The following is a 21,993-nucleotide window of genomic DNA, read 5'->3' as shown; positions in this document are numbered from 1 at the left end:
AGTTAAGCAGATGAATGATGCGTGGAAAGGGTTTCCGGCCCCTCGCAGGGTAAATAGGTTGTTTAAGTGAAGTGAATCGATTCATAGCTATCTGGATTCTGCTGTTTCCGGCCCCTCGCGAGGTAGATAGGGATCTATATGGGCTTATAAACAAGGTTAGGGTGACAGCTGAGGAGTTTCCGGCCCCTCCCGAGGTAGATAGGGATCTATACACACTGCGTATTATACTGACACTAGAATTGCTGAAGGTTTCCGGCCCCTCTCGAGGTAGATAGGTAGCTATACACAACAACTAAAACTGCTAAATTCGCTGGAATCCACAAAGTTTCCGGCCCCTCTCGAGGTAGATAGGTAGCTATACGTGCGTGACGGACAAGAAATTCAAATTGGCGAATAGTTTCCGGCCCCTCGCGAGGTTGATAGGTATCTATACTGGTGGTTCTAAATATGCTCAGGTTCGTATTGGTGTAGGGTTTCCGTCCCCTCTCGAGGTAGATAGGTATCTATACGAATTATGACCTTTGTCTCAGCATCCAGAACTAGCGAGGTTTCCGGCCCCTCGCGAGGTGGATAGATGGCTATACATTTTCAAGTTCCAGATGCAAGAAAAAGAGGGATACACGTTTCCGACCCCTCTCGAGGTAGATAGGTATCTATAAGTTGTGAATAATAATTTATTTAATCAACAAAGGAGCGAGTTCCCGGCCCCTCTTGAGGTAGATAGGGAGCTATACTATGACAGATTTGGAAAAAGCAAAGTGGCTACGATTTCAGGCCCCTCGCGAGATAGATAGGGAGCTATACTGTGGTCTCGGTCACATCCATAGGACTTTTGTTCCGTTTCCGGCCCCTCGCGAGGTAGATAGGTATCTATACTGGTTAAGGCTGGAGATAAGATTGCTAAAGGTTCTGCTTAGTTTCCGACCCCTCGCGAGGGAGATAGGGAGCTATAAAAATGGTACTGGTTCGATGAGAAAGGGTACATGGCGTTTCCGGCCCCTCGCGAGGTAGATAGATAGTTATACCAGGCTCAAAATTACATTCGTGCATTTTGGGATGATTTGTTTCCGGCCCCTCGCGAGGGAGATAGGTAGATATACCCTATGGTCAATCAAACTCAACTTGTGTATCTCTACAGTTCCCGGCCCCTTGCGAGGTAGATAGGGAGCTATACGAACTCAGGAATCAATGATGTCACTTGTCTTGGCGTTTCCGGCCCCTCTCGAGGTAGATAGGTATCTATACGGATGGTGGTGGGAGGAGCCTGATGGCTCTTATCCGTTTCCGGCCCCTCGCGAGGTTTATTGGGAGCTATACCCTATGCTGATAAAATCTTCGCTCAATAGGTATTCAGGTTTCCGGCCTCTCGCGAGGTAGATAGGGAGCTATACAGAAGCTGGCACTCAGCGCAATGTATTAACGCTTGCTAATGAGTTTCCGGCCCCTCTCGAGGTAGATGGGTATCTATACCGGAAAAAGCTGGATTGAAACATACAGGTGATTATCCAAAGTTTCCGACCTCTCGCGAGGTACCAATCAAGAACGAATCTGTAAAACAGAAGGAAATTGACACGTTTCCGGCCCCTCGCGAGGTAAATAGGGAGCTATACTTAGTGACGTGTTAGCTGCAACAGTACCAGCATTGAATGCGTTTCCGGCCCCTCGCGAGGTAGATAGGTGTTTATCTTCAAGGTAACTTCGCTAATGTTGGAAAATACATTTTCTAGTTTCCGGCCCCTCTCGAGGTAGATAGGTAACTATACGGGTGACATCAGAGATCTTACCAGCTATTCGCAGGTTTCCGACCCCTACCGAGGTAGGTAGGTGTCACTACGATCGTAGAAATTTTGGCTAAGAACGCAGTAAATGCTTTTCCGGCCCCTCTAGAGGTAGATAGGTATCTATACATGGTGAAGCCAAAGCCAATAAGATCAAGTCAGACTCGTTTCCGGCCCCTCTCGAGGTAGATAGGTATCTATACCCCATATCTTGTATGTAAACCTATAACAAGCACTAGATATAACCTATTGGAAACTACTATTAGTATACCATATTTTGTAAGAGTTTTCATCTCAAAAGAACAAACAATCTTCCTTTTCTATCTCAACTTCATCTGTATTTAAGCGCAAGGTTTCTTCTCGATTTCCAACGTAAACAATGATATTGTCTAACTGGTCAGCATCATAGAATGCTTGCAACTCACTCAGCAAGCTACGATAGTTGGACTTCTCTAGGTCAATCTCAAAGCATGATCGTTGGACTCGGATACCAAATCCCTCTAGTAACTTTGCGAGTTTCAGACGCCTCTTATTACTAACAATGTCATATATGATAATACAAAAGAAAGACTTTTTCTTAGCAAACTCCTTCTCTTCTGTTGAAAGATTAAAATAAAGTCCCACGATTATTCTCCTGTATAGCCTGTAACATAAAGTTCGGGTTTTAGACTCTCAAAAGCTCGAATCAATCCCTTAATTTGCAGATCTGCCATATAGAAAAAAGTATAGCGTTTTTTGTCGACTTCGACATACTGATGGATTTCCAACATGCGCTCTCTCATGGCCTGGATAAAAATCCTTCTCCCCTCCCCAGTAAAATAATAGACATTGACATTTTTCTTAGCTAGAACCCTAAGTAACTATGTAGTTACCTGTACTTGACCAAAAATCAAAAGATTCTCTACTAAGTGAATAGAAATTTCTTTAACAATCTGACCTTGACCATTTTTTACGATAATCTTATGATTGCTAAGACTCAGGGAATAGTTAGACCTTTGAACAAATAAATCACTCATCTCATAGATACCTCCTAAATGTATAAAGGATACTATTTTATCATTAAAATTCCTTTTGTCAAGCCCAAATATAAATTTTTTTAATACAAAAAACGAACCAGCTTAACTGATTCGTTTCTTACATTTAATTCCTACTTCCGATACATTTTAAACTGTAGGAAGAGGTCGCTATATTTGCCTGTCCATTTATGGTCAAACTTTTCATAAACTTCTAGGTGTTTCATGGTATCAGCGTCAGGATAGAAGGATTTATCTTCCTTGGTCTCCTCTGGGAGCATTTCCTTAGCTGGTAGGTTTGGTGTTGAATAACCTACATACTCCGCATTTTTCAGAGCATTTTCGGGTTTCAACATAAAGTTGATAAAGGCATAGGCCGCATCTTGGTTTTTCACGGTTTTTGGAATGACCATGTTATCAAACCAGAGATTGCTGGCCTCAGTCGGAACGACATACTTGAGGTTAGGATTTTTCTCCAACATCTGCCTAGCTTCCCCAGAGAAAGTCACACCGATAGCAGCGTTGTTCTGAATCATGTAACCCTTCATCTCGTCCGCCACAATGGCCTTGATATTTGGAGTCAGTTTGTAGAGCTTATCCACTGTCTCTTCCAGCTGCTGAGGATCCTTGGAGTTGAGACTGTAACCGAGTGAGTTAAGCCCGAGTCCCAGCACCTCACGCGCCCCATCAAAGAGCATGATGGAATCCTTGTATTCTGGTTTCCAGAGGTCATCCCAATGCTCAGGCGCCTCCTCTACCATGGTTTCATTGTAGACAATTCCCAAGGTCCCCCAGAAGTACGGGATGGAGAATTTATTGCCCGGGTCAAATGACTGGTTGAGGAACTCTGGTCCGATATTCTCGATTCCTTCAATTTTTGAATAATCAAGAGGAACTAAGAGGTCTTCGTCCTTCATCTTGTTGATCATGTACTCACTTGGGATGGCAATGTCGTAGGTCGTTCCACCCTGCTTTATCTTGGTATACATAGCTTCGTTGGAGTCAAAGGTCTCGTACTGTACTTGGATTCCTGTTTCTTCTGTGAATTTCTCCAAGAGTTCTGGATCGATATAGTCCCCCCAGTTGTAAATAACCAATTTCTGACTGTCTCGGCTATTGATTTTACTATCTAGATGATGAGCAATCCCCCACAAGACAAGGATAATCGCTGCAATTCCTGCTAAAAATGAATAGAGTTTTTTCATGCTTGCTCCTCCTTCTCACGTGAGATAAAGTAATAGCCAACAACTAGGATAATACTAAAGAGAAAGACAAGGGCAGACAGGGCATTGATTTCCAGCGAAATTCCCTTGCGAGCTCGAGAGTAAATCTCGACTGACAGGGTTGAAAAGCCATTCCCTGTGACAAAGAAGGTCACGGCAAAGTCATCTAGCGAATAGGTGAAGGCCATGAAATAACCTGCAATGATAGACGGAGTCAGGTACGGTAGCATGATTTCCTTAAACATCTGAAACTGGCTGGCACCCAGGTCATAGGCCGCATGAATCATGTCATCATTCATCTCCTTGAGACGAGGCAAGACCATCAAGACCACGATAGGGATGGAAAAGGCCACGTGACTAGATAGAACAGTCAAAAAGCCAAGTGAAAACTTAAGCTGTGTAAAGAGAATCAAGAAGCTGGCACCAATCATAACGTCAGGCGCAACCATGAGGATATTATTGAGTGATAAAAAGGCTTCTTGGTATTTCTTACGAGACTGATAGATATAGATAGCACCAAAAGTCCCGATAATGGTCGCAATCAAGGCTGATAAAAAGGCCAAGAAAAAGGTTTGGGTGAGGATCAACATGAGGCGACCATCACCAAACATAGTTTTAAAATGGCTCAAGCTAAAGCCTGTAAAGCTGTTCATATCATCCCCTGCATTAAATGCATAGCCAATCAAGTAAAAAATTGGCAAATAAAGGATGATAAAGACAAAGGCTAGATAGAGATTGGCAAATTTTTTCATCGTTCTCTCCTTTCCTTGGTCACCCACATGGTGATGAACATGGTTAGGATGAGGATCACACCGATGGTAGAACCCATACCGTAGTTGTCATTGGTTAGAAAGTTTTGCTCAATGGCCGTTCCCAATGTGATAACGCGGTTCCCACCAATCAAACGTGTCAGCATGAAGAGACTCAAACTAGGGATAAAGACAGACTGAACCCCACTTCTCACCCCGTTCATAGATAGAGGAAAGATAACATGGCGGAAGGTCTCCCACTTGGTCGCACCGAGGTCATAGCTGGCATTGATGAGATTGTTATCCATATCATCCAAGACATTGAAAATGGGCAAAATCATAAAGGGAAGCTCGATGTAACTTGCGACAAAGATAAAGGAGAAATCGGTAAAGAGCAACTGCTGCGAACCGATTCCGATGAATTCCAAAAATTGATTAATAGAGCCATTTTGACCAAAAATCCCGATAAAAGCATAAGCCTTGAGGAGCAGATTGATCCAGGTTGGCAGGATAATCAGCATGAGCCAGAGTTGACGGTGCTTGAGACGAGTCAAAAAGAGGGCTGTTGGATAGCTGATGAGAAGCGTCACCATAGTCACAATCCCAGCATAGAGCACAGAGTTGAAGCTCATTTTAAGATAGGTCAAGTTTTGTGACGCAAAGTAGGATTTATAGTTTTCTAAACTAAATTGGCCTTCAATGTTGAAAAAGGATTGACCGAAAATCAAGACCAAGGGTGCGAGAACAAAGAGGGCAATCCAAAGCATGTAGGGCACTACAAAGAGTTTAGAGGTTGTTTTCTTCATCTCTTTCCTCCTCGATCGCGTTAATCAGACCTGCTTCTTGCTCTTCGATTTCTACGTATTCTTCGATACGAGCATCGAACTCTTCTTCGGTTTCGTTGAGACGCATGATGTGGATGTCTTCTGGTTCAAAGTCCAGACCGATTTCCTCACCAACGATGGCCTTACGAGTTGAGTGAATCATCCATTCATTGCCAAGTTCGTCATAAGCGATAATCTCGTAATGAACCCCGCGGAAAAGCTGGGTATCAACCTTAACTTGGAGCTTGCCTTCTTCAGGAAGAGTGACGCGCAAGTCCTCTGGACGAATGACAACCTCAACAGGCTCATTTGCCTTCATCCCCCCGTCGACTGCTTCAAAGCGTTTGCCATTAAACTCAACCAAGTAGTCCTCAATCATGGTTCCTGGCAAGATATTTGACTCACCGATAAAGGTCGCAACAAAATGGTTGATTGGCTCATCGTAGATATCAACAGGTGTTCCTGACTGAACAATCTCGCCATCGTTCATAACGAAAATCCAGTCACTCATAGCCAGAGCTTCCTCCTGATCGTGAGTGACAAAGACAAAGGTAATCCCCAATCGTTGTTGCAGTTCACGCAGTTCGTACTGCATGTCTGTTCGCAATTTCAAGTCCAGCGCTGACAAGGGCTCATCCAACAAGACCACACGGGGCTGGTTGATAATGGCACGGGCAATGGCCACACGCTGGCGTTGTCCTCCAGAAAGTTTACGGATGGAACGTTTTTCATATCCTTCCAACTGAACCATCTTGAGAACTTCCGCTACACGTTGTTCGACTTCTTTCTTGTCGATTTTACGCAAGCGGAGTGGAAAGGCAACATTTTCAAACACATTCATATGTGGAAACAAGGCATAGGATTGGAAGACCGTATGGACATCTCGTTTATTAGTTGGAATGTCGTTGATCCGTACCCCATCCAGTAAAATATCCCCTGTCGTCGCATCCAGTAAACCTGCAATGATGTTTAGAATGGTTGATTTTCCTGAACCGGATGCGCCTAAAAGAGTGTAAAACTTCCCTTCTTCCAACTCAAAATTGATGTCTTTGAGAACCTTGGTGTTGCTGTCTTCAAAAACTTTAGAGACGTTTTTGAATTCAATAATTGGTTTTTTCAATTCCTCTAAATTCCTTCTTCTTCGTAAATTAACAGATTGGGACCTTGTTAGAATGCTAGACACAAGCGTAGGAAATAAATTGACCTAAACCTCATTTAGCGATAAAATCCCAATCTTTGAATGCTATGTAAAAATAATGTTATTCGTGTTCACCCAAGATACGAACTTCTCGCTCTAAGGTGACACCTGAGTGTTCCTTGACTTTTTCGATAACAGATTGGATCAAGTCCTCGTAGTCTTTGGCCGTTCCGTCAGCAACATTAATCATAAAACCGGCATGCTTTTCAGATACTTCCACACCACCGATACGATAGCCTTTCAAGCCAGCCTCTGAAATCAACTGTCCTGCAAAATGCCCCACTGGACGCTTAAAGACTGACCCACATGATGGGTATTCTAGAGGTTGTTTGAGTTCACGTAGGTGCGTCAAGCGGTCCATTTCTTGCTTGATAACCTGATGATTTCCAGGTGCAAGGGCAAATTTAGCTGACAAAACAACAGCCCCAGAATCCTGAATAGCTGAATGGCGGTAACCAAAAGCCAAAGCCTTGGAAGATAAGGTCTTGATTTCCCCTTCCTTGGTCAAAATTTGACAAGACTGCAAGATATGGGCAATCTCTCCTCCATAGGCACCTGCATTCATAAAGACTGCTCCACCGATACTTCCAGGAATCCCACAAGCAAACTCAAAACCAGTCAAACTATGACAGAGGGCAATACGTGTTGTTTCAATCAAGTTCGCTCCAGCTTCTGCTTCGATGGTATAGCCATCAACTGAAACGTTATTAAGCTTATCACACAAGATGACAAAACCACGGATTCCACCTTCACGAACAATGATATTGCTGGCATTCCCAAGCACCATCCAGGGAATATTCTCTTGATTGGCAAATTGGACGACACGGGCCATCTCATAGCGATTGCGTGGCAAAACTAGATAATCCGCTCGACCTCCTACCTTTGTATAGGTATAGGTCTTCAAAGGTTCCTTAAAACGAATATCGATTCCTTCTAAGATTTCAAGCATTTTTTCTTTTACTGACATGTCACTCTTCCTTTTTCAAAATTCATTCCATTATACCATTTTTAGAGACATTTGACGACCATAAAAAGAGCTTGTTTTATCATTACATAAAAAAAGAGGTCGCCCCTCTTTTTATGATTTTTTCCAAAATGTAGATTTGGTTAGCCAGATAAAGGCTAGAAGTTCTACGAGAAGAATAAACTCAACTAGAAGCGGATTTGCAATCCAGCCCACTTGAGATAAGGCTGGAGCCAAGTCAAACAAGGCATGCAAACCATAGGCAGCAAGGAGGTAGATCCATTTCTTTTGACGGACACTTTGATAGACCCAGATGGAAAGACCAATTTGTAGAACCAGAGCAAGAACACGCTCAACTCCTAGTAAATAAACCTGCCATACAGAAAGAGACTGAACCGTTTCGAGTGTAGACTTTGGAAGAAGATTGGCTACATCAGTATTTGAAGACTGGATGAGTGAAAAGAGAATCAAAAGACTGATCAAGCTTCCCATTCCGAGATAGAGCATCTCCAAGCCGCCATGTCCCAAACCATAAGCCAAAGCATCTCGATCTTCTAGCTTTCTCTTTTTCTCCAACCATTTAAAAAAGACAAGACGAACTGTTTCCTCAAAGAGGGCTGCCATGGCGATTCCATAAAGGACATATAAGAAAGGCTGCTCCTGCATAAGCGGAATGGTTCCATCTTTTTGCGGATGGAGTATCAGAAGGTGAACAATCTTCTCTAACACTTGAGAAGAAACAAAAAATGCGATTGCCCCCAAGCCCATCACTGCAAGAGAGATTTTAAACCGTTTTTTGGCATACCAAGTTCCACTTACTAGAATGAGAACCAAAGCTATCATGGTAAGGATAATATGTACTGTCATCTTTTTCTCCTATTCTGACTTATCAATATCTTTCTTCATCTCGTCAACGTTAAATTTGGCAAATAAATACTGGCGATCTTGGACTGGAAAACGTTGGTCCAACTGGTCGACTGCCCCAACCTCAATCATTCCTTCTTTGATAACAAAGTCCATCACATGCCCACCAAAGGTCAAATCATCTGAGATAAAATGCAAATGGTAGCCTGCAACACTCACTCCATGGAAAATCTCCGGTGTCCAAAATCCAACAATGGTTCCCGATACATTTTCACGGCTATATTCAGGTTGGTGAGTCGCTACATCAGCAAACTTGGTATCAGGAGTGGATTTAGGAATCATCCGTACGTGCATTTGTGAAAATTCGCCATGAATCTTGATGGAACGAAAAAGATTTTCCCCATCATAGTAGGACTCAATTCGCTTTTCCAATTCCTTGTCCGTCATCTCAAAGCGCTGACGAAAAATCACTTCTGCCTGATGAGGAACCACTGCTGCATAGGGAATAAGAGCATCCGCTACCACTTCAACGATTTCAGGCGTTTGACCAGATCCCTTGGCTTGATAAGCCTTGCCATCAAGGACGATCAATTCCCCATCAATCGAATCCAATGTCCCTAAGCCGAGGTCACCATGTTCCAGCAACTCTTCCACTGTCATGGTTCCACCATAGAGACCTGCCATTAGGGCACCTAGAGTATTGTATTGAAATAATTTAACCGGTTCCTGCACTTTTCTATCCATTCTCTTTCTTATCTTCTTTTCAATGAATCATCATACTTTCTAAGTATACCACATTTGCTCCTAGTTGTGAAAGGGGGAATGCTTTTCCCATTGCAAAGGAGGCAAAAAAAAGGTACAATGTAACAAAATCAACGGAGGTCTGGAATGAAGAAAGAAAGTAAATACCAAGCAGTCGTTTCCTTTCTAAAAAAGGGTATCGAATCAGGAAAATTTCCAACAGGTAGCCGGCTTCCCTCTATCCGTCAACTGAGCCAAGACTTCAGCTGTAGCAAGGACACTATCCAGCGAGCCCTGCTGGAATTACGCCATGAACAATATCTCTATGCCAAGCCCCAAAGTGGCTATTATGTTCTAGAACAGGGGCGGCATCAGGACTTGGAAATCGAAGTCACTGACGAACATGCCAGTGCCTATGACGACTTTCGGCTCTGTGTCAATGAAACCCTGATAGGTCGAGAAAACTATCTCTTCAACTACTATGATAACCAAGAAGGCCTTGAGGAACTCAGACAATCTGTCCATCAACTCTTCTTTGACCAGGCTCTCTACTGCAAACCCGACCAACTGGTTCTAACATCTGGTACCCAGCAAGCTCTCTTTATCCTTTCTCAGATTAACTTTCCGAGCGAGGGAGCGGAGATTCTAGTTGAACAGCCGACCTACCACCGGATGAATCGTCTCTTGGTCGCTCAGGGATTGGCCTGCCAGACCATTGAACGCCGAATTGATGGCATCAACCTTGAAGAACTGGAAGAACAGTTTAAATCTGGGAAAATCAAGTTTTTCTATACCATTCCTCGTTTCCACTATCCTCTTGGTCATTCCTATTCTGATCAGGAAAAAAGGGCTATTCTGGATCTAGCAAACCAGTATGGTGTATATATCGTCGAGGATGATTATCTAGGTGACTTAGACTCTAAAAAGGGACAAACCTTCCACTATCTGGATACTGAGGATCGGGTCATTTATATCAAGTCCTTCTCAACCAGTCTCTTTCCAGCCCTTCGTATTACCGCTCTCATTCTCCCAAATGCCCTAAAAGAGGCCTTTGTTTCCTACAAAAATATCCTGGACTATGACAGCAATCTCATCATGCAAAAGGCTCTTTCTCTTTACATTGATAGCCAGTTATTTGAAAAAAATCGACTGGCTCGCCTTAGCCTTCAAGAGAACTATCAGGCTCAGATAAAGAAAGTGCTTGAAGAAAACACCTGCCCCTTGCCCCACTACCCTCTACACGATGGTCTTTTGCTTGATTTGAGAAACTATCCTAAGATTGCCAGTCTGAAACACAGCTCACTCAAACTAGACTTTTTTGAGAAGGCTTATTTGGACATCTGCCCTTATCAGTTTGCCAAAGTCACTCTTGAAAATCTAGAAGAGCTATTAGAATACATAAAAGCAGAATTGGATTAAACTCCAACTCTGCTTTTTCTTATTGTTCAACTTCTGTTAGTTTCGCTGCTTTTTCAAGATAGTTTTGATAGGTTCCGTCATCTTTCAGTTTTTGGATAACCTTATCGACTACTGCTTTCAAGTCTGATTGATCCTTCTTGATAGCAACAGCATTGGCTTCGCCATCTTTCATCGTCAAGTTAACAGATGCAACAACGAGATCTGAGTTTTTACCTGCGTAGCTAAGAGCAACTGGTTCATCCATATGAACAGCATCCACTTTTCCAGCCTGCAATTCATTGACTGCTTCCCCCATATTGGTCAAGGATGTCAACTGGGCATTTGGCAATTGTTCCTTGACCATGGTTTCTGGCACAGTTCCCTTTTGAGCTGCGATATTGGCACTTGCGAGGCTTGAAAGATCCTTGTACTTGTCTAAATCGGCTTTTCTAACCAAGAAACTCATCTTATTTTCATAGTAAGGGATTGAAAAGTCAAAGACTTCCTTTCTCTCATCTGTAGCACTAATTCCTGCAATGGCCAAGTCAGCCTTTCCAGTTTGAAGACTGGTCAAGACATTGTCAAAACTCATGCTAGAGATTTCAAGTTTAACCCCAAGCTCGTCTGCAATTGCTTGAGCCATATCAATATCTGCACCAACCACTTGGTTTTTACCATCTACCAAGGCTTGGAATTCAAACGGCGCATAGTCTGGGCTGGTCGCAACGACTAGCTTTCCTTTTTGTTTAATAGCGTCCACAGCAGACTGGGAACTATCCGTTCCTGACTGGCAAGCTACTAAAATCATGCTGGCAAGCATACTACACACAACTAATATCCATTTCTTAAATTTCATAAATAAACGACCTTTCTGTTAATTCTGAATAATTATAACTCTTTTAAAAATAGTTGTCAACCCTTTTACAGATTTTGATTGCAAAACAATTCTTTTCATAAAAAAGAAGACTGATTTATTTTAATCAGCCTTTTCTTCTGTATATTTAAACCGTTTCTTATAGTTCGACAATCTTACCTGTTTCAAAGTAAACAACCCATTCACAGATATTTTTAGCGTAGTCTCCGATACGTTCCAAGAAAGAAATGACCTGGAAGTAATCACGGCCTGTAACGATAGCTTCAGGATTTTTCCTAATTTCTTCTGTAGCCAAATCTCGGATGCTATCAAAGTAATGGTTGATTTTTTCGTCCATCGCTGCTACTTCGTAGGCTTGATCCACAGAACCGTTGAGATAGAGATCTAGAGCTGCTTCAACGAAGTTTTTCACGTCGCGTCCCATCTTTTTGATTTCTTCTTCAACAGAAGGGATACGTTGCTCCCCCTTCATACGAATAGTCGCCTCAGCGATAGACACTGCATGATCTCCCATGCGTTCCACGTCTGACACTGCCTTGAGAACGGTCAAGACGGTACGAAGGTCTTGCGAAACAGGTTGTTGGAGGGCAATCATTTCAAATGATTTCTTTTCCAACTTCACTTCATATTCATTTACTTCTGCATCGTCTTCGATGACTTCTTTTGCCAAATCACGGTCATGCGTAACAAAGGCACGCACTGTACGATTGATCTGCGAGAGCACTTCTTGTCCCATAGCATAGAACTGGTTATGCAATTTCTCCAAATCTTCTTCAAATTGAGATCGTAACATCATTCAACTCCTTATCCAAATTTTCCTGTAATATAATCTTCTGTTTCCTTGTTTTGTGGGTCTAGGAACATCTTCTTCGTATCGTTAAACTCGATCAAATCTCCATCTAGGAAAAATCCTGTTTTATCAGAGATACGAGAGGCTTGTTGCATCGAACGCGTTACCAAGAGCATGGTGTATTTATCTTTCAGACCATACAAGGTTTCCTCAATCTTACCTGCAGAAATAGGATCCAAAGCTGATGTTGGTTCATCTAAGAGGATAATTTTCGGACTGGTTGCTAAGACACGGGCAACACAAACACGTTGTTGTTGTCCACCAGAAAGACCAATGGCCGAATCATGCAAACGATCCTTTACTTCATCCCAGATAGAAGCACGTTGCAAGGCCTTTTCTACTGCTTCATCAAGAACTTGCTTGTCCCTGACTCCATTGATACGCAGACCATAGACAACATTTTCGTAGATAGACATAGGGAAGGGATTGGGCTGTTGAAAGACCATCCCGATTTCCTTACGCAATTCAACCGTATCGGTACGGGGGCTGTAGATATTGTGACCATTATAGACCACTGATCCAGTTGTTGTCACCTCAGGATTTAGATCGCCCATGCGGTTGATAGCTTTGAGCAGGGTAGACTTTCCTGATCCAGAAGGACCAATCAAGGCTGTTATTTCCTTAGGTTGGAAAGAAAGGGAAACACTATTCAAGGCCTTCTTTTTATTGTAATAAACGGACAGGTCTGACACCTGTAAAATCGCTTCTGACATACCGTTTCCTTTCTAACCAAAGTGTCCTGTTACATAGTCATTGGTTGACTGTAACTTAGCATTTTGGAAAATATTGGATGTTTTATCATACTCAATCAAGTCACCCAAGTAGAAAAATCCAGTGTAGTCACTTGCACGCGCAGCCTGTTGCATACTGTGGGTAACGATGATGATGGTAAAGTCCTTCTTCAATTCCAACATGGTTTCTTCCAGCTGTGCTGTCGCAATCGGATCCAAGGCTGACGCCGGTTCATCCATCAAGAGGATATCTGGCTTGACAGAGATGGCGCGAGCGATACAGAGACGTTGCTGCTGACCTCCAGAAAGCATCAAGGCTGATTTGTGGAGGTCGTCTTTGACCTGGTCCCAAAGGGCAGCCTGTCTTAAAGAGGTTTCTACAATTTCATCAAGTACTTTCTTATCCTTAACACCTGCACGTTCATGAGCAAAAGTAATGTTGCGATAAATAGACTTGGCAAATGGATTTGGACGTTGAAAGACCATTCCGATATGCTTGCGCATCTCATAGACATTGATTTCTGGACGATTAACGTCAATCCCTTGATAGAGGATTTGACCTGTGACCTTGGCAATATCAATGGTATCATTCATCCGATTGAGACTGCGAAGATAAGTAGATTTCCCTGATCCAGAGGGGCCAATCAAGGCTGTAATTTTATTTTTTTCAAATTGCATATCGATGCCCTTGATGGATTCATTTTTACCGTAGTAAACATGTAAATCCTTGGTAGAGAGGGCCACTTTTTCTTCAGGGAAGGTGATGATATGCTTTTCGTCCCAGTTATATTTTGACATGGCTTCTCCTTTAGGCAGCGGTTAATTTCTTGTGTAAATAGCTTCCGAGTTTGCGTGCTCCAAAGTTAAAAATTAAGATAAAGATGAGGAGCACGGCGGCAGAACCTGCTGATACGATAGTAGCATCAGGAATGGTTCCTTCACTGTTGACCTTCCAAATGTGGACTGCCAAGGTTTCTGCTTGACGGAAGATTGAGATAGGACTGGTAACACTGAGGATATTCCAGTTAGACCAGTCAAGGGCTGGAGCGGATTGTCCTGCCGTATAGATAAGAGCAGCTGCTTCACCAAAGATACGACCAGATGCCAAGACAACACCCGTTACGATACCTGGAAGGGCTTCTGGAATGACAACATGAACTACAGTCTCCCAACGAGAAATTCCAAGAGCCAAACCAGCCTCACGTTGCGTATGGTGAACGTGTTTTAAACTGTCCTCAACATTTCGAGTCATCTGAGGGAGGTTAAAGACTGTCAAGGCCAATGCACCTGAAATGATTGAAAATCCATACTCAAACTGGACTACAAAGATCAAGTAACCAAAGAGACCCACTACGACTGATGGTAGAGAAGACAAAATCTCAATACAGGTACGAATAAAATTGGTCACAGGTCCTTTTTTGGCATACTCAGCGAGGAAAACGCCAGCTCCCATAGACAGGGGAACAGAAATGATCAAGGTAATGACCAAAAGGAAGAAGGAATTGTAGAGCTGAATCCCGATACCCCCACCTGCTTGATAAGAGGAGGATTTCCCTGTCAAGAAGGACCAAGAGATATGCGGTAACCCTCTCACCAAGATATAGAGAATCAAGGATGCCAAGATGGCAACGATGATACCCGCGATGGTATAGAGGACAGCTGTTGCAAGTTTATCTAATTTCTTAGCGTGCATAGTTTTTCTTTCCTCTTTCTTTCGTAATCAATTTAATCACACTGTTAAAGGCCAAACTCATCAAGAGCAAGACTAAGGCCAGTGACCAGAGAACGTTATTATCAACCGTTCCCATGACGGTATTTCCGATACCCATAGTCAAAACAGAAGTCAAAGTCGCAGCTGGTGTTGTTAGCGAGGTTGGGATAACTGCTGAGTTTCCGACCACCATCTGAATAGCAAGGGCTTCACCGAAGGCACGCGCCATCCCAAAGACCACTGCAGTAAAAATACCTGAACGTGCTGCTTTCAAGGTCACACGCCAGATGGTTTGCCAACGAGTGGCTCCCATAGCCAAACTGGCTTCACGGTAATGACGAGGAACAGCACGCAAGCTGTCTGTTGTCATAAAGGTTACAGTTGGTAGGATCATGACAAAAAGAACGAAAATCCCTGACAATATCCCAAAACCAGTTCCACCAAAGACGCTACGAACAAAAGGCACCACAACTTGCAAACCGATAAATCCATAGACGACTGAAGGAATACCGACGAGGAGTTCAATGGCTGGTTGCAAAATCTTTGCACCCTTTGGTGAGACTTCTGTCATAAAGACTGCAGCACCAATAGCGAAAGGAGTTGCGATGAGGGCTGATAAAATCGTCACAATAAAGGAGCCCAAAATCATCGGAAGGGCACCAAATTGTTTCCCTGAAGGATTCCAAGTTTGTCCAAAGAGGAAATCAAAGATGTTCACCCCATTGACAAAGAAGGTCGACAAGCCTTTCTGCGCTACAAAGATCAAAATCATCGCCACAATGATAACAATCAAAGAAAGGCAAGTGAAGGTCAATCCTTTACCAAACTTCTCAAGCCGAGAGTTCTTTGAAGGAGAGAGTAATTTTTTAGATAATTCTTCTTGATTCATTATTGACCTCCTTCTACTGCTGTAACGATACCTGAAGCATCCTTTTGGACTTTCATTTCATTGATGGAGATATAGCCCATGCCCTTAACAATCCCATTTTGGGCTTCATCTGAGAGAACGAAATTCAGGAATTCAGCAGCTAACTCATTTGGCTGACCAAGTGTGTACATATGTTCATAAGACCACAAAGGCCAGTTGTTGGTCGTTACATTTTCAGACGTAGGCTCATACCCATTCAGTTTCATGCTTTTCACGGAGTCATCTACATAGGCAAAAGCCAGGTAAGAAATGGCTCCAGGTGTTTGGGATACAATGGACTTGACCATCCCGTTAGAATCCTGCTCTTGGCTCTGCATTGCTGCTTGGCCATTCATAACCACCGTATCAAACGTCGCTCGTGAACCAGAACTTGCTGCTCGGTTGATGATTGAAATGGCCAGGTCTTTGCCCCCAACTTCTTTCCAGTTGGTCACTTCACCTGTAAAGATTTTGCGAAGTTGCTCGGTTGTGAGATTTTCAACATCCACTTCCTTGTTTACAATCACTGCAAGACCAGCCACTGCAACCTTGTGGTCTACTAGTGCTGAAGCATCGATTCCTTCTTTTTCCTCTGCAAAGACGTCAGAGTTCCCGATGTCAACTGCTCCAGACTGGACTTGGGATAGTCCTGTACCCGATCCTCCACCTTGAACATTGACTGTTTTTCCGATGTTTCTAGAACCAAATTCATCTGCTGCCGCTTCGACAAGAGGCTGAAGAGCAGTTGAACCAACGGCTGTCATGGATTCTCCACGATCAATCCAGCTAGCGCATCCTGCAAGAGAACCTGCCATCAAAAGAGCTGCAAGAGACATGACGAGCTTTTTTCTTTTTTTCACTGTTATTCTCCTTGAACATAATGATAAATGTTCTGATTTCTTCCGTTTGTCCTGATCATCCAATTATCATCAATGATTATCCCGCTTTATTTTATCTAGTCATTCTTAGGAGCGGACAATTCCATCGTATAATATAAGTAATAATGAAAGACTATCAGAAAAAACTCATACTTCCACTATAACATAGAATAGGCTCTTTGACTAGCTTTTTCACCTGAATCTGAGTCCTTTTGGATAATAATTTTTCAAAACATTTCCCGTTACCTTGGCAAAGCCTAATCCGTTTCCTTGAACCACAACTTGGTACCAGCCATTTGGTCGAGCTTCAGACAATTGAACGGTCTCACCAGCCACATATTTTACAAAGTCCTCATCATTGATTTCAACACTTTGTTTTACTTGACTTGGTTTCAAGGCTAATCCCAGAGCAAAACTTGGTTCGAAGCGTTTCTTCTTAAAAGTACCCAGATGAAGTCCATTTCGGGCAATTTTGAGTTTCCCTAGATCAGGTAGCATCTCTGGCAAGAGATAAAGTTGGTCTCCAAAAGTTTGTAGAAGGCCAGTTAGTGTCACTTTGAGATGTTTTTGGGCAAATTCCCGCCACAAGGCCAGCTGTTCACGACTAAGATTGGTCTTGCTGGCTTTGAATTTGGCTGCTGGATTTTCTCCCTTGAATTGCAAATGGGCAACAAACTGACCTTCTCCCTTAAAATGATGAGGGTACATCCGAGCCGTTTCAGGAAGATTAATACCTGCTACCATACCGTTCACATGCTCGACTGGAAGCAGTTCAAAATCATAAGTATCCAGCAACCAGTGGACGATTTCTTCATTTTCCTCTGGTGCCCAAGTACAGGTCGAGTAGACCAGACGGCCACCCTCAGCAAGCATGGTGACTGCATCTTCTAAAATCTTTCTTTGGAGACTGGCACATTGATTCGGATAGTCGATGTTCCAATAATCCATGGCATCTGGTTGTTTACGGAACATCCCTTCACCCGAGCAAGGAGCATCAAGGACAATCACATCAAAGTATCCTTTAAAGACCTTGGCTAAGCGATCCGCAGACTCATTGGTCACGACTACGTTTGTAGCTCCAAACCGTTCCATATTTTCCACTAAAATCTTAGCTCGCTTGCTTGAAATTTCGTTGGAGACAAGGACTCCTTGATTAGCCAGATAAGCTGCTAGTTGAGTGGATTTTCCACCTGGTGCTGCCGCCAAGTCCAAAACCTTCATACCGGGAAGGGGTTGAGCTACCTGGGCCACCATTTGGGCTGCAGGCTCTTGCGAATAAACGAAACCTGTCACGTGCTCTGGTGACTTCCCAGAAACCTTACCATAATACCCCCAAGGTGTATTGGGAATAGCATCAGCAAACGATAACTGACTTTCTTTTAAGGGATTGACCCGAAAAGCCGAAACCGCTTCTTGTTTAAAAGAGGCAAGAAAGTCTCTTGCCTCATCTTCTAGTATCGCTTCATATTTTTCAACAAATCCTTCTGGAAATTGCATTTAGTTTTCTTTCCTTTCGTAGATATAAGACTGAATCTCTTCTTGCATCTCGATTGGCACCATCATGACAGGCTGACGCGTTTTAAAATCAGCGGGCTCACCCGATACCGTAAGAAGGCGATAACCCAGACTTTCCCCTAAGATACTGGCCGCAGCGTAATCCCATGGCTGCAGGTAGGTAATATAAGTCAAAAGACGACCCGATAAAACCTTGGCAAAACTAATGGCCGCACTGCCATATACACGGACACCCAACGCTGCTCGCCCCAAATCCGCCAAGCCCCACTCATTGCTCTCAAACATACCTGAGTTGCCGGCAACTAAAAATTCTTGAAGAGGTTTCTTTTTAAAAGGCGGTAAGGGATCATTATTGCGGCAAGGAGGAAAGGCACCACCACCATGGTAACAATCACCTTTCATGACATCATAGATGACACCAAATTTGCCCACACCATCCTCAAAATAAGCCAACATCACGGCAAAATCTTCCTGCTGGGCGACAAAGTTATTGGTACCGTCAATGGGATCAATCACCCAAACAGGACCTTGACCGACTGCAGCACGTAAACAGCCCTCTTCCGCGCAAATCAAATCCTCAGGATAGGAGGACTTGATCCGATCAACCAAGAGTTCCTGGACCTCCTTGTCCAAACGTGTCACTAAGTCTGTAGGCGAAGACTTGCGCTCGACCTGCAAATCTTCTTGCATGTGGGCCAAAATGTAATCTGCAGCTTCTTGCACAATCTGTTTGGCAAATTCAAATTTAGTTTCCAAGAGAAATCTTCCCTTCTCTTTTTTCTTTTGCTAATTGAACCGCATGATAGCAGGAATAACCGCTAACCGTCTCAAATTCGCGACCTAAACGTTTTTCTTCACTTTTTCTCGGGACAACAGACTTAAATTCCTTATAGGAATCTAACAGTTTTTTTGCTTCTACCTTATCTTCATAAGCAGCTTCAACATCATTAAAAAAAGAAAGCACTGAAGCAAGTTCTTCAGTGCTCCACGACAAATCTAGTGGGTAACTATACTGTTTGTTCATCTATCCTATACCAGCTCTCAATGTTGCTTCTTTCAATTCTTGTTTACGGTAACTACGAGGGAGAAAAGCACGAATCTCATCTTCATTAAAACCGATCTGCATGCGTTTTGTATCTATAATAATTGGGCGACGCAAAAGACTAGGATATTGCTCAATCAACTGAAGCAACTCCGATACTGAGATACTCTCTACATCAATATCCAATTTTTGAAAAATTTTTGAACGAGTTGAAATGATGTCATCAGTACCATTTTCGGTCAAGGAAAGAATATGTTGTAATTCTTTTCTTGTTAAAGGACTAGTCATAATATTATGCTCTTGAAAGGGCACTTTATGCGTCTCTAACCAAGCCTTTGCCTTACGACATGATGTACAACTCGGTGATAAAAATAGTGTAATCATGCTTTTCTCTTCTTTTATCTATACTTGCTATTTCTATTATACAAAAAAATAAAGCGCTTGACTAGGTATTTTTAGAAAAAAAGCCTATTTTTTCATAGAAAATAGACTGTTTTCTGCAAAAATCTCCTGCTTTGCAAGTTTATCTTTAGGATAACCTAACAATAAATAGGGAGTCGAGCAACTTCTCTCGTTTTTTATTAAAAATACAGAATTTTTTCCACTATTTCCTTGAAGCTTTAGCAAGAAGGAAACCAAACATTCCTTCATACAAAGCAAAGAAAAGTAAAAAGGCATGGAGAAAGAAAGTCTCTGGCAAAATCCAAATAACGGGATCCTTTGCTGGATCAAAAAGCCAGGTATCATCTCCCACAAAGAGAATCTGATGGAAAAGAGTAAAGAATTGCTCAAACCCAATCAACACTCCCAGAACCCCAATGATAAGGGGCAATAGTACTAGAGTTAAAATACTTTTACGATATAAGGGGAGAAAACCCTTTTTTACAATCTTTTTAACAAAGAAATAGAAACTTGGAAGTGTCACTAGGGCAACTAGCTGAACTAGATGAAAGAGATTCTTCACCACCGCAAAGTGGTGTAGACCTGCAGCTGATGAACGAAAATCTGGCATCTCTAAGACCTGACTAAAGGGATTAGTCAGGTAATTCATCAAGATATGAAAATTGTACTGAATGGTTTCTGGCTTTAGATAGACTCGATCCGCTAAGTTCAGCCACTCAATTTCCAAAGGATAGAAAATCCATGCCAGATAAATAGTCAGTAGGATAGAAAGGGAGAGGAGAAAGAGCATACTTCCCCAAAAGGTTAGTTTAGTTTTCATCAAAATTCCACTCCGCAAGGCTAGAAACTACATGAGTTGGTGCGATTGGCAAGTCTGCCACTTCTTCTGCCTTGGTAAAACCTGTTGTCACTAAGAGCGTTGGAATACCATTGTCAATCCCTGCTCGGATATCTGTCAAGTAGTTATCCCCGACCATGAGCAATTCTTCTCTTTTCAAATCCAAGTGCTCAACTGCCTTATCCATAATGATAGCATTTGGTTTTCCGATATAAACTGGTTTTACGCGTGTTGCTACTTCAAGAAGTGTAATTAGTGAACCAGCACCAGGCAAGAGACCACGTTCCGTCGGGATATTGAGGTCAGGGTTGGTTCCGATAAAGTGAGCCCCCTTTTGAATGGCTAGAGTTGCTGTGGCAAATTTTTCATAGTCAACTTGCCAGTCCAGTCCAACGACCACATAGGCTGGATTTTCCTTGTCTTCGACATAACCAGCCGCCTCAATAGCATCCTTGAGCCCAGCTTCTCCGATGACATAGACTGTCTTTTCCAGTCCCAAGTCGTTCATATAGTCGATGGTTGCCAAAGTCGCTGTATAGACAGTTGATAGAGGCGTATTAATGTTAAAATTCTGAGCCAACATCTCTTGAACACTCTCAGGAGTACGAGTTGTATTATTGGTTACAAAGAGATAAGGAATTTCACGCTTTTGCAGTTCATGCACAAAAGCCTCTCCTGCCGGGATTCTGTCTTTCCCCTTGTAAATGGTTCCGTCTAAATCAATTAAATAACCTTTATAAGCCATATCGTCCTTTCTAATTGCCTTCAATTTCTTGCCAAGTAATCATAGCTTGGGCATTGATCTCCCCATCATTGATAATCTCATGCTTGCTTTCTAGTCCCTTGAGTTCATAAGCTGAAGCAATCATACCACCTGGTCGCACTTCTTTGACATACTTGAGATTGATTTTCTTTGGAATATACTTGGTCAAAAAGTCTGATCCCATAACCTCAAAAATCCAATCCAGATATTTGCTATTATTGACATGACCATTCATATCCAAGTCGTAAAAACGAACATGGTAGTCTTTACTGATCGGATCTTCTAGATTTGCATACTTTGGCCCACGGATGAGTTTTTTATCAAACTCAGACTGATAAGGGGCAACAATCTCCTGTTCGACAGCATGAACTTTCCGACTATCTCGGTCCATAAGAACAAAGGTTGCTACCATGCGAATGATTTCTTGACCTGCTTCATCATAGATAGTGAAACGGCGGTAGCAAAAAAGACGATTGTAAGTCAACGCTTCTGTTTCAATCGTAATCTCCTCAGCAAAGCGAGGCAAGCGTACCACGTCAATCGCATAGTCTGTAATAATCCAGACCAGATTGTAGCGTTCTAACACATCCTTGTCGCTAACTCCCAGCTCAATCGATTGCATACCTGATACTTGCAAGGACAGCAAAATCACATCTGGAAGTTTAATATGACCGTTCATGTCCGCCATATCAAAAGGAATTTTCATTTTCATTTGATAAGTTAAGCCCAT

General features: G+C 42.6%; 25 protein-coding genes. 1 reads left to right on the top strand and 24 read right to left on the bottom strand.

Translation table 11 applies throughout. From position 1 onward, the window contains the following. Positions 1 to 2,072: 2,072 nt before the first annotated feature. From cas2 to budA, 10 genes are all read right to left on the bottom strand, one after another. A complete protein-coding gene (gene cas2, locus Q4443_RS00225; RefSeq protein ID WP_049519500.1) occupies positions 2,073 to 2,402 on the bottom strand; it encodes a CRISPR-associated endonuclease Cas2 in 330 nt (109 codons plus the stop codon). Positions 2,403 to 2,404: 2 nt separating this feature from the next. Next, positions 2,405 to 2,548 (bottom strand): hypothetical protein, encoded by a 144-nt coding sequence (locus Q4443_RS00220; protein WP_193389633.1) that lies wholly within the window; start codon positions 2,546 to 2,548, stop codon positions 2,405 to 2,407. 90 nt (positions 2,549 to 2,638) lie between these two features. Further along, on the bottom strand, positions 2,639 to 2,794 hold the full coding sequence (locus tag Q4443_RS00215; protein ID WP_161800725.1) for a CRISPR-associated endonuclease Cas1: 156 nt from the start codon (positions 2,792 to 2,794) through the stop codon (positions 2,639 to 2,641). A gap of 131 nt (positions 2,795 to 2,925) precedes the next feature. Next, positions 2,926 to 3,996, bottom strand: a complete 1,071-nt coding sequence (locus Q4443_RS00210) for an ABC transporter substrate-binding protein (RefSeq protein ID WP_049519499.1) — start codon at positions 3,994 to 3,996, stop codon at positions 2,926 to 2,928. Beyond that, positions 3,993 to 4,766, bottom strand: coding sequence for an ABC transporter permease (locus tag Q4443_RS00205; protein ID WP_000712716.1), 774 nt, complete (start codon positions 4,764 to 4,766; stop codon positions 3,993 to 3,995). The genes Q4443_RS00210 and Q4443_RS00205 overlap by 4 nt, the downstream gene beginning before the upstream one ends. Next, positions 4,763 to 5,569: an ABC transporter permease gene (locus tag Q4443_RS00200; protein ID WP_000754120.1), complete on the bottom strand. Its 807-nt coding sequence runs from the start codon at positions 5,567 to 5,569 to the stop codon at positions 4,763 to 4,765. The genes Q4443_RS00205 and Q4443_RS00200 overlap by 4 nt, the downstream gene beginning before the upstream one ends. Further along, positions 5,550 to 6,707, bottom strand: coding sequence for an ABC transporter ATP-binding protein (locus Q4443_RS00195; protein ID WP_303407821.1), 1,158 nt, complete (start codon positions 6,705 to 6,707; stop codon positions 5,550 to 5,552). The genes Q4443_RS00200 and Q4443_RS00195 overlap by 20 nt, the downstream gene beginning before the upstream one ends. A gap of 139 nt (positions 6,708 to 6,846) precedes the next feature. Then, positions 6,847 to 7,752, bottom strand: coding sequence for a UDP-N-acetylmuramate dehydrogenase (gene murB / locus Q4443_RS00190; RefSeq protein ID WP_303407820.1), 906 nt, complete (start codon positions 7,750 to 7,752; stop codon positions 6,847 to 6,849). Between the two features lie 111 nt (positions 7,753 to 7,863). Then, on the bottom strand, positions 7,864 to 8,616 hold the full coding sequence (locus Q4443_RS00185; protein WP_303407819.1) for a YhfC family intramembrane metalloprotease: 753 nt from the start codon (positions 8,614 to 8,616) through the stop codon (positions 7,864 to 7,866). A 9-nt stretch (positions 8,617 to 8,625) separates the two neighbouring features. Further along, complete coding sequence (budA, locus tag Q4443_RS00180; RefSeq protein WP_049477689.1) at positions 8,626 to 9,357, bottom strand: acetolactate decarboxylase; 732 nt, start codon at positions 9,355 to 9,357, stop codon at positions 8,626 to 8,628. Positions 9,358 to 9,501: 144 nt separating this feature from the next. Here budA and Q4443_RS00175 point away from each other — a divergent pair, with 144 nt between their 5' ends. Further along, a complete protein-coding gene (locus tag Q4443_RS00175) occupies positions 9,502 to 10,773 on the top strand; it encodes a PLP-dependent aminotransferase family protein (RefSeq protein WP_049477690.1) in 1,272 nt (423 codons plus the stop codon). Positions 10,774 to 10,792: 19 nt separating this feature from the next. Here the strand turns inward: Q4443_RS00175 and Q4443_RS00170 are convergent, their stop codons facing one another. The 14 genes from Q4443_RS00170 to Q4443_RS00105 form a co-directional block, all read right to left on the bottom strand. Next, complete coding sequence (locus tag Q4443_RS00170; RefSeq protein WP_049477691.1) at positions 10,793 to 11,608, bottom strand: ABC transporter substrate-binding protein; 816 nt, start codon at positions 11,606 to 11,608, stop codon at positions 10,793 to 10,795. Between the two features lie 157 nt (positions 11,609 to 11,765). Continuing rightward, a complete protein-coding gene (phoU, locus tag Q4443_RS00165) occupies positions 11,766 to 12,419 on the bottom strand; it encodes a phosphate signaling complex protein PhoU (RefSeq protein ID WP_000946469.1) in 654 nt (217 codons plus the stop codon). 11 nt (positions 12,420 to 12,430) lie between these two features. Beyond that, complete coding sequence (gene pstB, locus Q4443_RS00160; RefSeq protein ID WP_049479153.1) at positions 12,431 to 13,189, bottom strand: phosphate ABC transporter ATP-binding protein PstB; 759 nt, start codon at positions 13,187 to 13,189, stop codon at positions 12,431 to 12,433. A gap of 12 nt (positions 13,190 to 13,201) precedes the next feature. Next, positions 13,202 to 14,005: a phosphate ABC transporter ATP-binding protein PstB gene (gene pstB, locus Q4443_RS00155; RefSeq protein WP_000049847.1), complete on the bottom strand. Its 804-nt coding sequence runs from the start codon at positions 14,003 to 14,005 to the stop codon at positions 13,202 to 13,204. 10 nt (positions 14,006 to 14,015) lie between these two features. Further along, entirely contained in the window at positions 14,016 to 14,900 is an 885-nt protein-coding gene (pstA, locus tag Q4443_RS00150) for a phosphate ABC transporter permease PstA (protein ID WP_000543050.1), read from the bottom strand. Next, positions 14,890 to 15,807: a phosphate ABC transporter permease subunit PstC gene (pstC, locus tag Q4443_RS00145; protein WP_001070951.1), complete on the bottom strand. Its 918-nt coding sequence runs from the start codon at positions 15,805 to 15,807 to the stop codon at positions 14,890 to 14,892. The genes pstA and pstC overlap by 11 nt, the downstream gene beginning before the upstream one ends. Then, positions 15,807 to 16,685, bottom strand: coding sequence for a phosphate ABC transporter substrate-binding protein PstS (locus Q4443_RS00140; RefSeq protein WP_049519494.1), 879 nt, complete (start codon positions 16,683 to 16,685; stop codon positions 15,807 to 15,809). The genes pstC and Q4443_RS00140 overlap by 1 nt, the downstream gene beginning before the upstream one ends. Before the next feature lie 210 nt (positions 16,686 to 16,895). Next, positions 16,896 to 18,200: an RsmF rRNA methyltransferase first C-terminal domain-containing protein gene (locus Q4443_RS00135; RefSeq protein WP_049500830.1), complete on the bottom strand. Its 1,305-nt coding sequence runs from the start codon at positions 18,198 to 18,200 to the stop codon at positions 16,896 to 16,898. Continuing rightward, positions 18,201 to 18,974 (bottom strand): inositol monophosphatase family protein, encoded by a 774-nt coding sequence (locus tag Q4443_RS00130; RefSeq protein ID WP_049519493.1) that lies wholly within the window; start codon positions 18,972 to 18,974, stop codon positions 18,201 to 18,203. After that, positions 18,964 to 19,242: a UPF0223 family protein gene (locus Q4443_RS00125; protein WP_049500828.1), complete on the bottom strand. Its 279-nt coding sequence runs from the start codon at positions 19,240 to 19,242 to the stop codon at positions 18,964 to 18,966. The genes Q4443_RS00130 and Q4443_RS00125 overlap by 11 nt, the downstream gene beginning before the upstream one ends. Beyond that, positions 19,243 to 19,644 carry a Spx/MgsR family RNA polymerase-binding regulatory protein gene (locus Q4443_RS00120; protein ID WP_000631261.1) on the bottom strand — a complete coding sequence of 134 codons (402 nt, stop codon included), beginning with the start codon at positions 19,642 to 19,644 and terminating at the stop codon, positions 19,243 to 19,245. Between the two features lie 220 nt (positions 19,645 to 19,864). Next, positions 19,865 to 20,482 carry a TIGR01906 family membrane protein gene (locus Q4443_RS00115; RefSeq protein WP_049479149.1) on the bottom strand — a complete coding sequence of 206 codons (618 nt, stop codon included), beginning with the start codon at positions 20,480 to 20,482 and terminating at the stop codon, positions 19,865 to 19,867. Then, a complete protein-coding gene (locus tag Q4443_RS00110) occupies positions 20,472 to 21,245 on the bottom strand; it encodes a TIGR01457 family HAD-type hydrolase (protein WP_049479148.1) in 774 nt (257 codons plus the stop codon). Before Q4443_RS00110 ends, Q4443_RS00115 begins: the two co-directional genes overlap by 11 nt. A 10-nt stretch (positions 21,246 to 21,255) precedes the next feature. After that, positions 21,256 to 21,993, bottom strand: coding sequence for an acyl-[acyl-carrier-protein] thioesterase (locus Q4443_RS00105; protein WP_049479147.1), 738 nt, complete (start codon positions 21,991 to 21,993; stop codon positions 21,256 to 21,258).

The sequence above is a fragment of the Streptococcus sp. GP0011 genome, from assembly GCF_030546305.1.
Classification (GTDB): Bacteria; Bacillota; Bacilli; order Lactobacillales; family Streptococcaceae; genus Streptococcus.
Note: the sequence above shows the minus strand (reverse complement) of the source record. Positions and strands in the feature narration are given on the sequence as shown.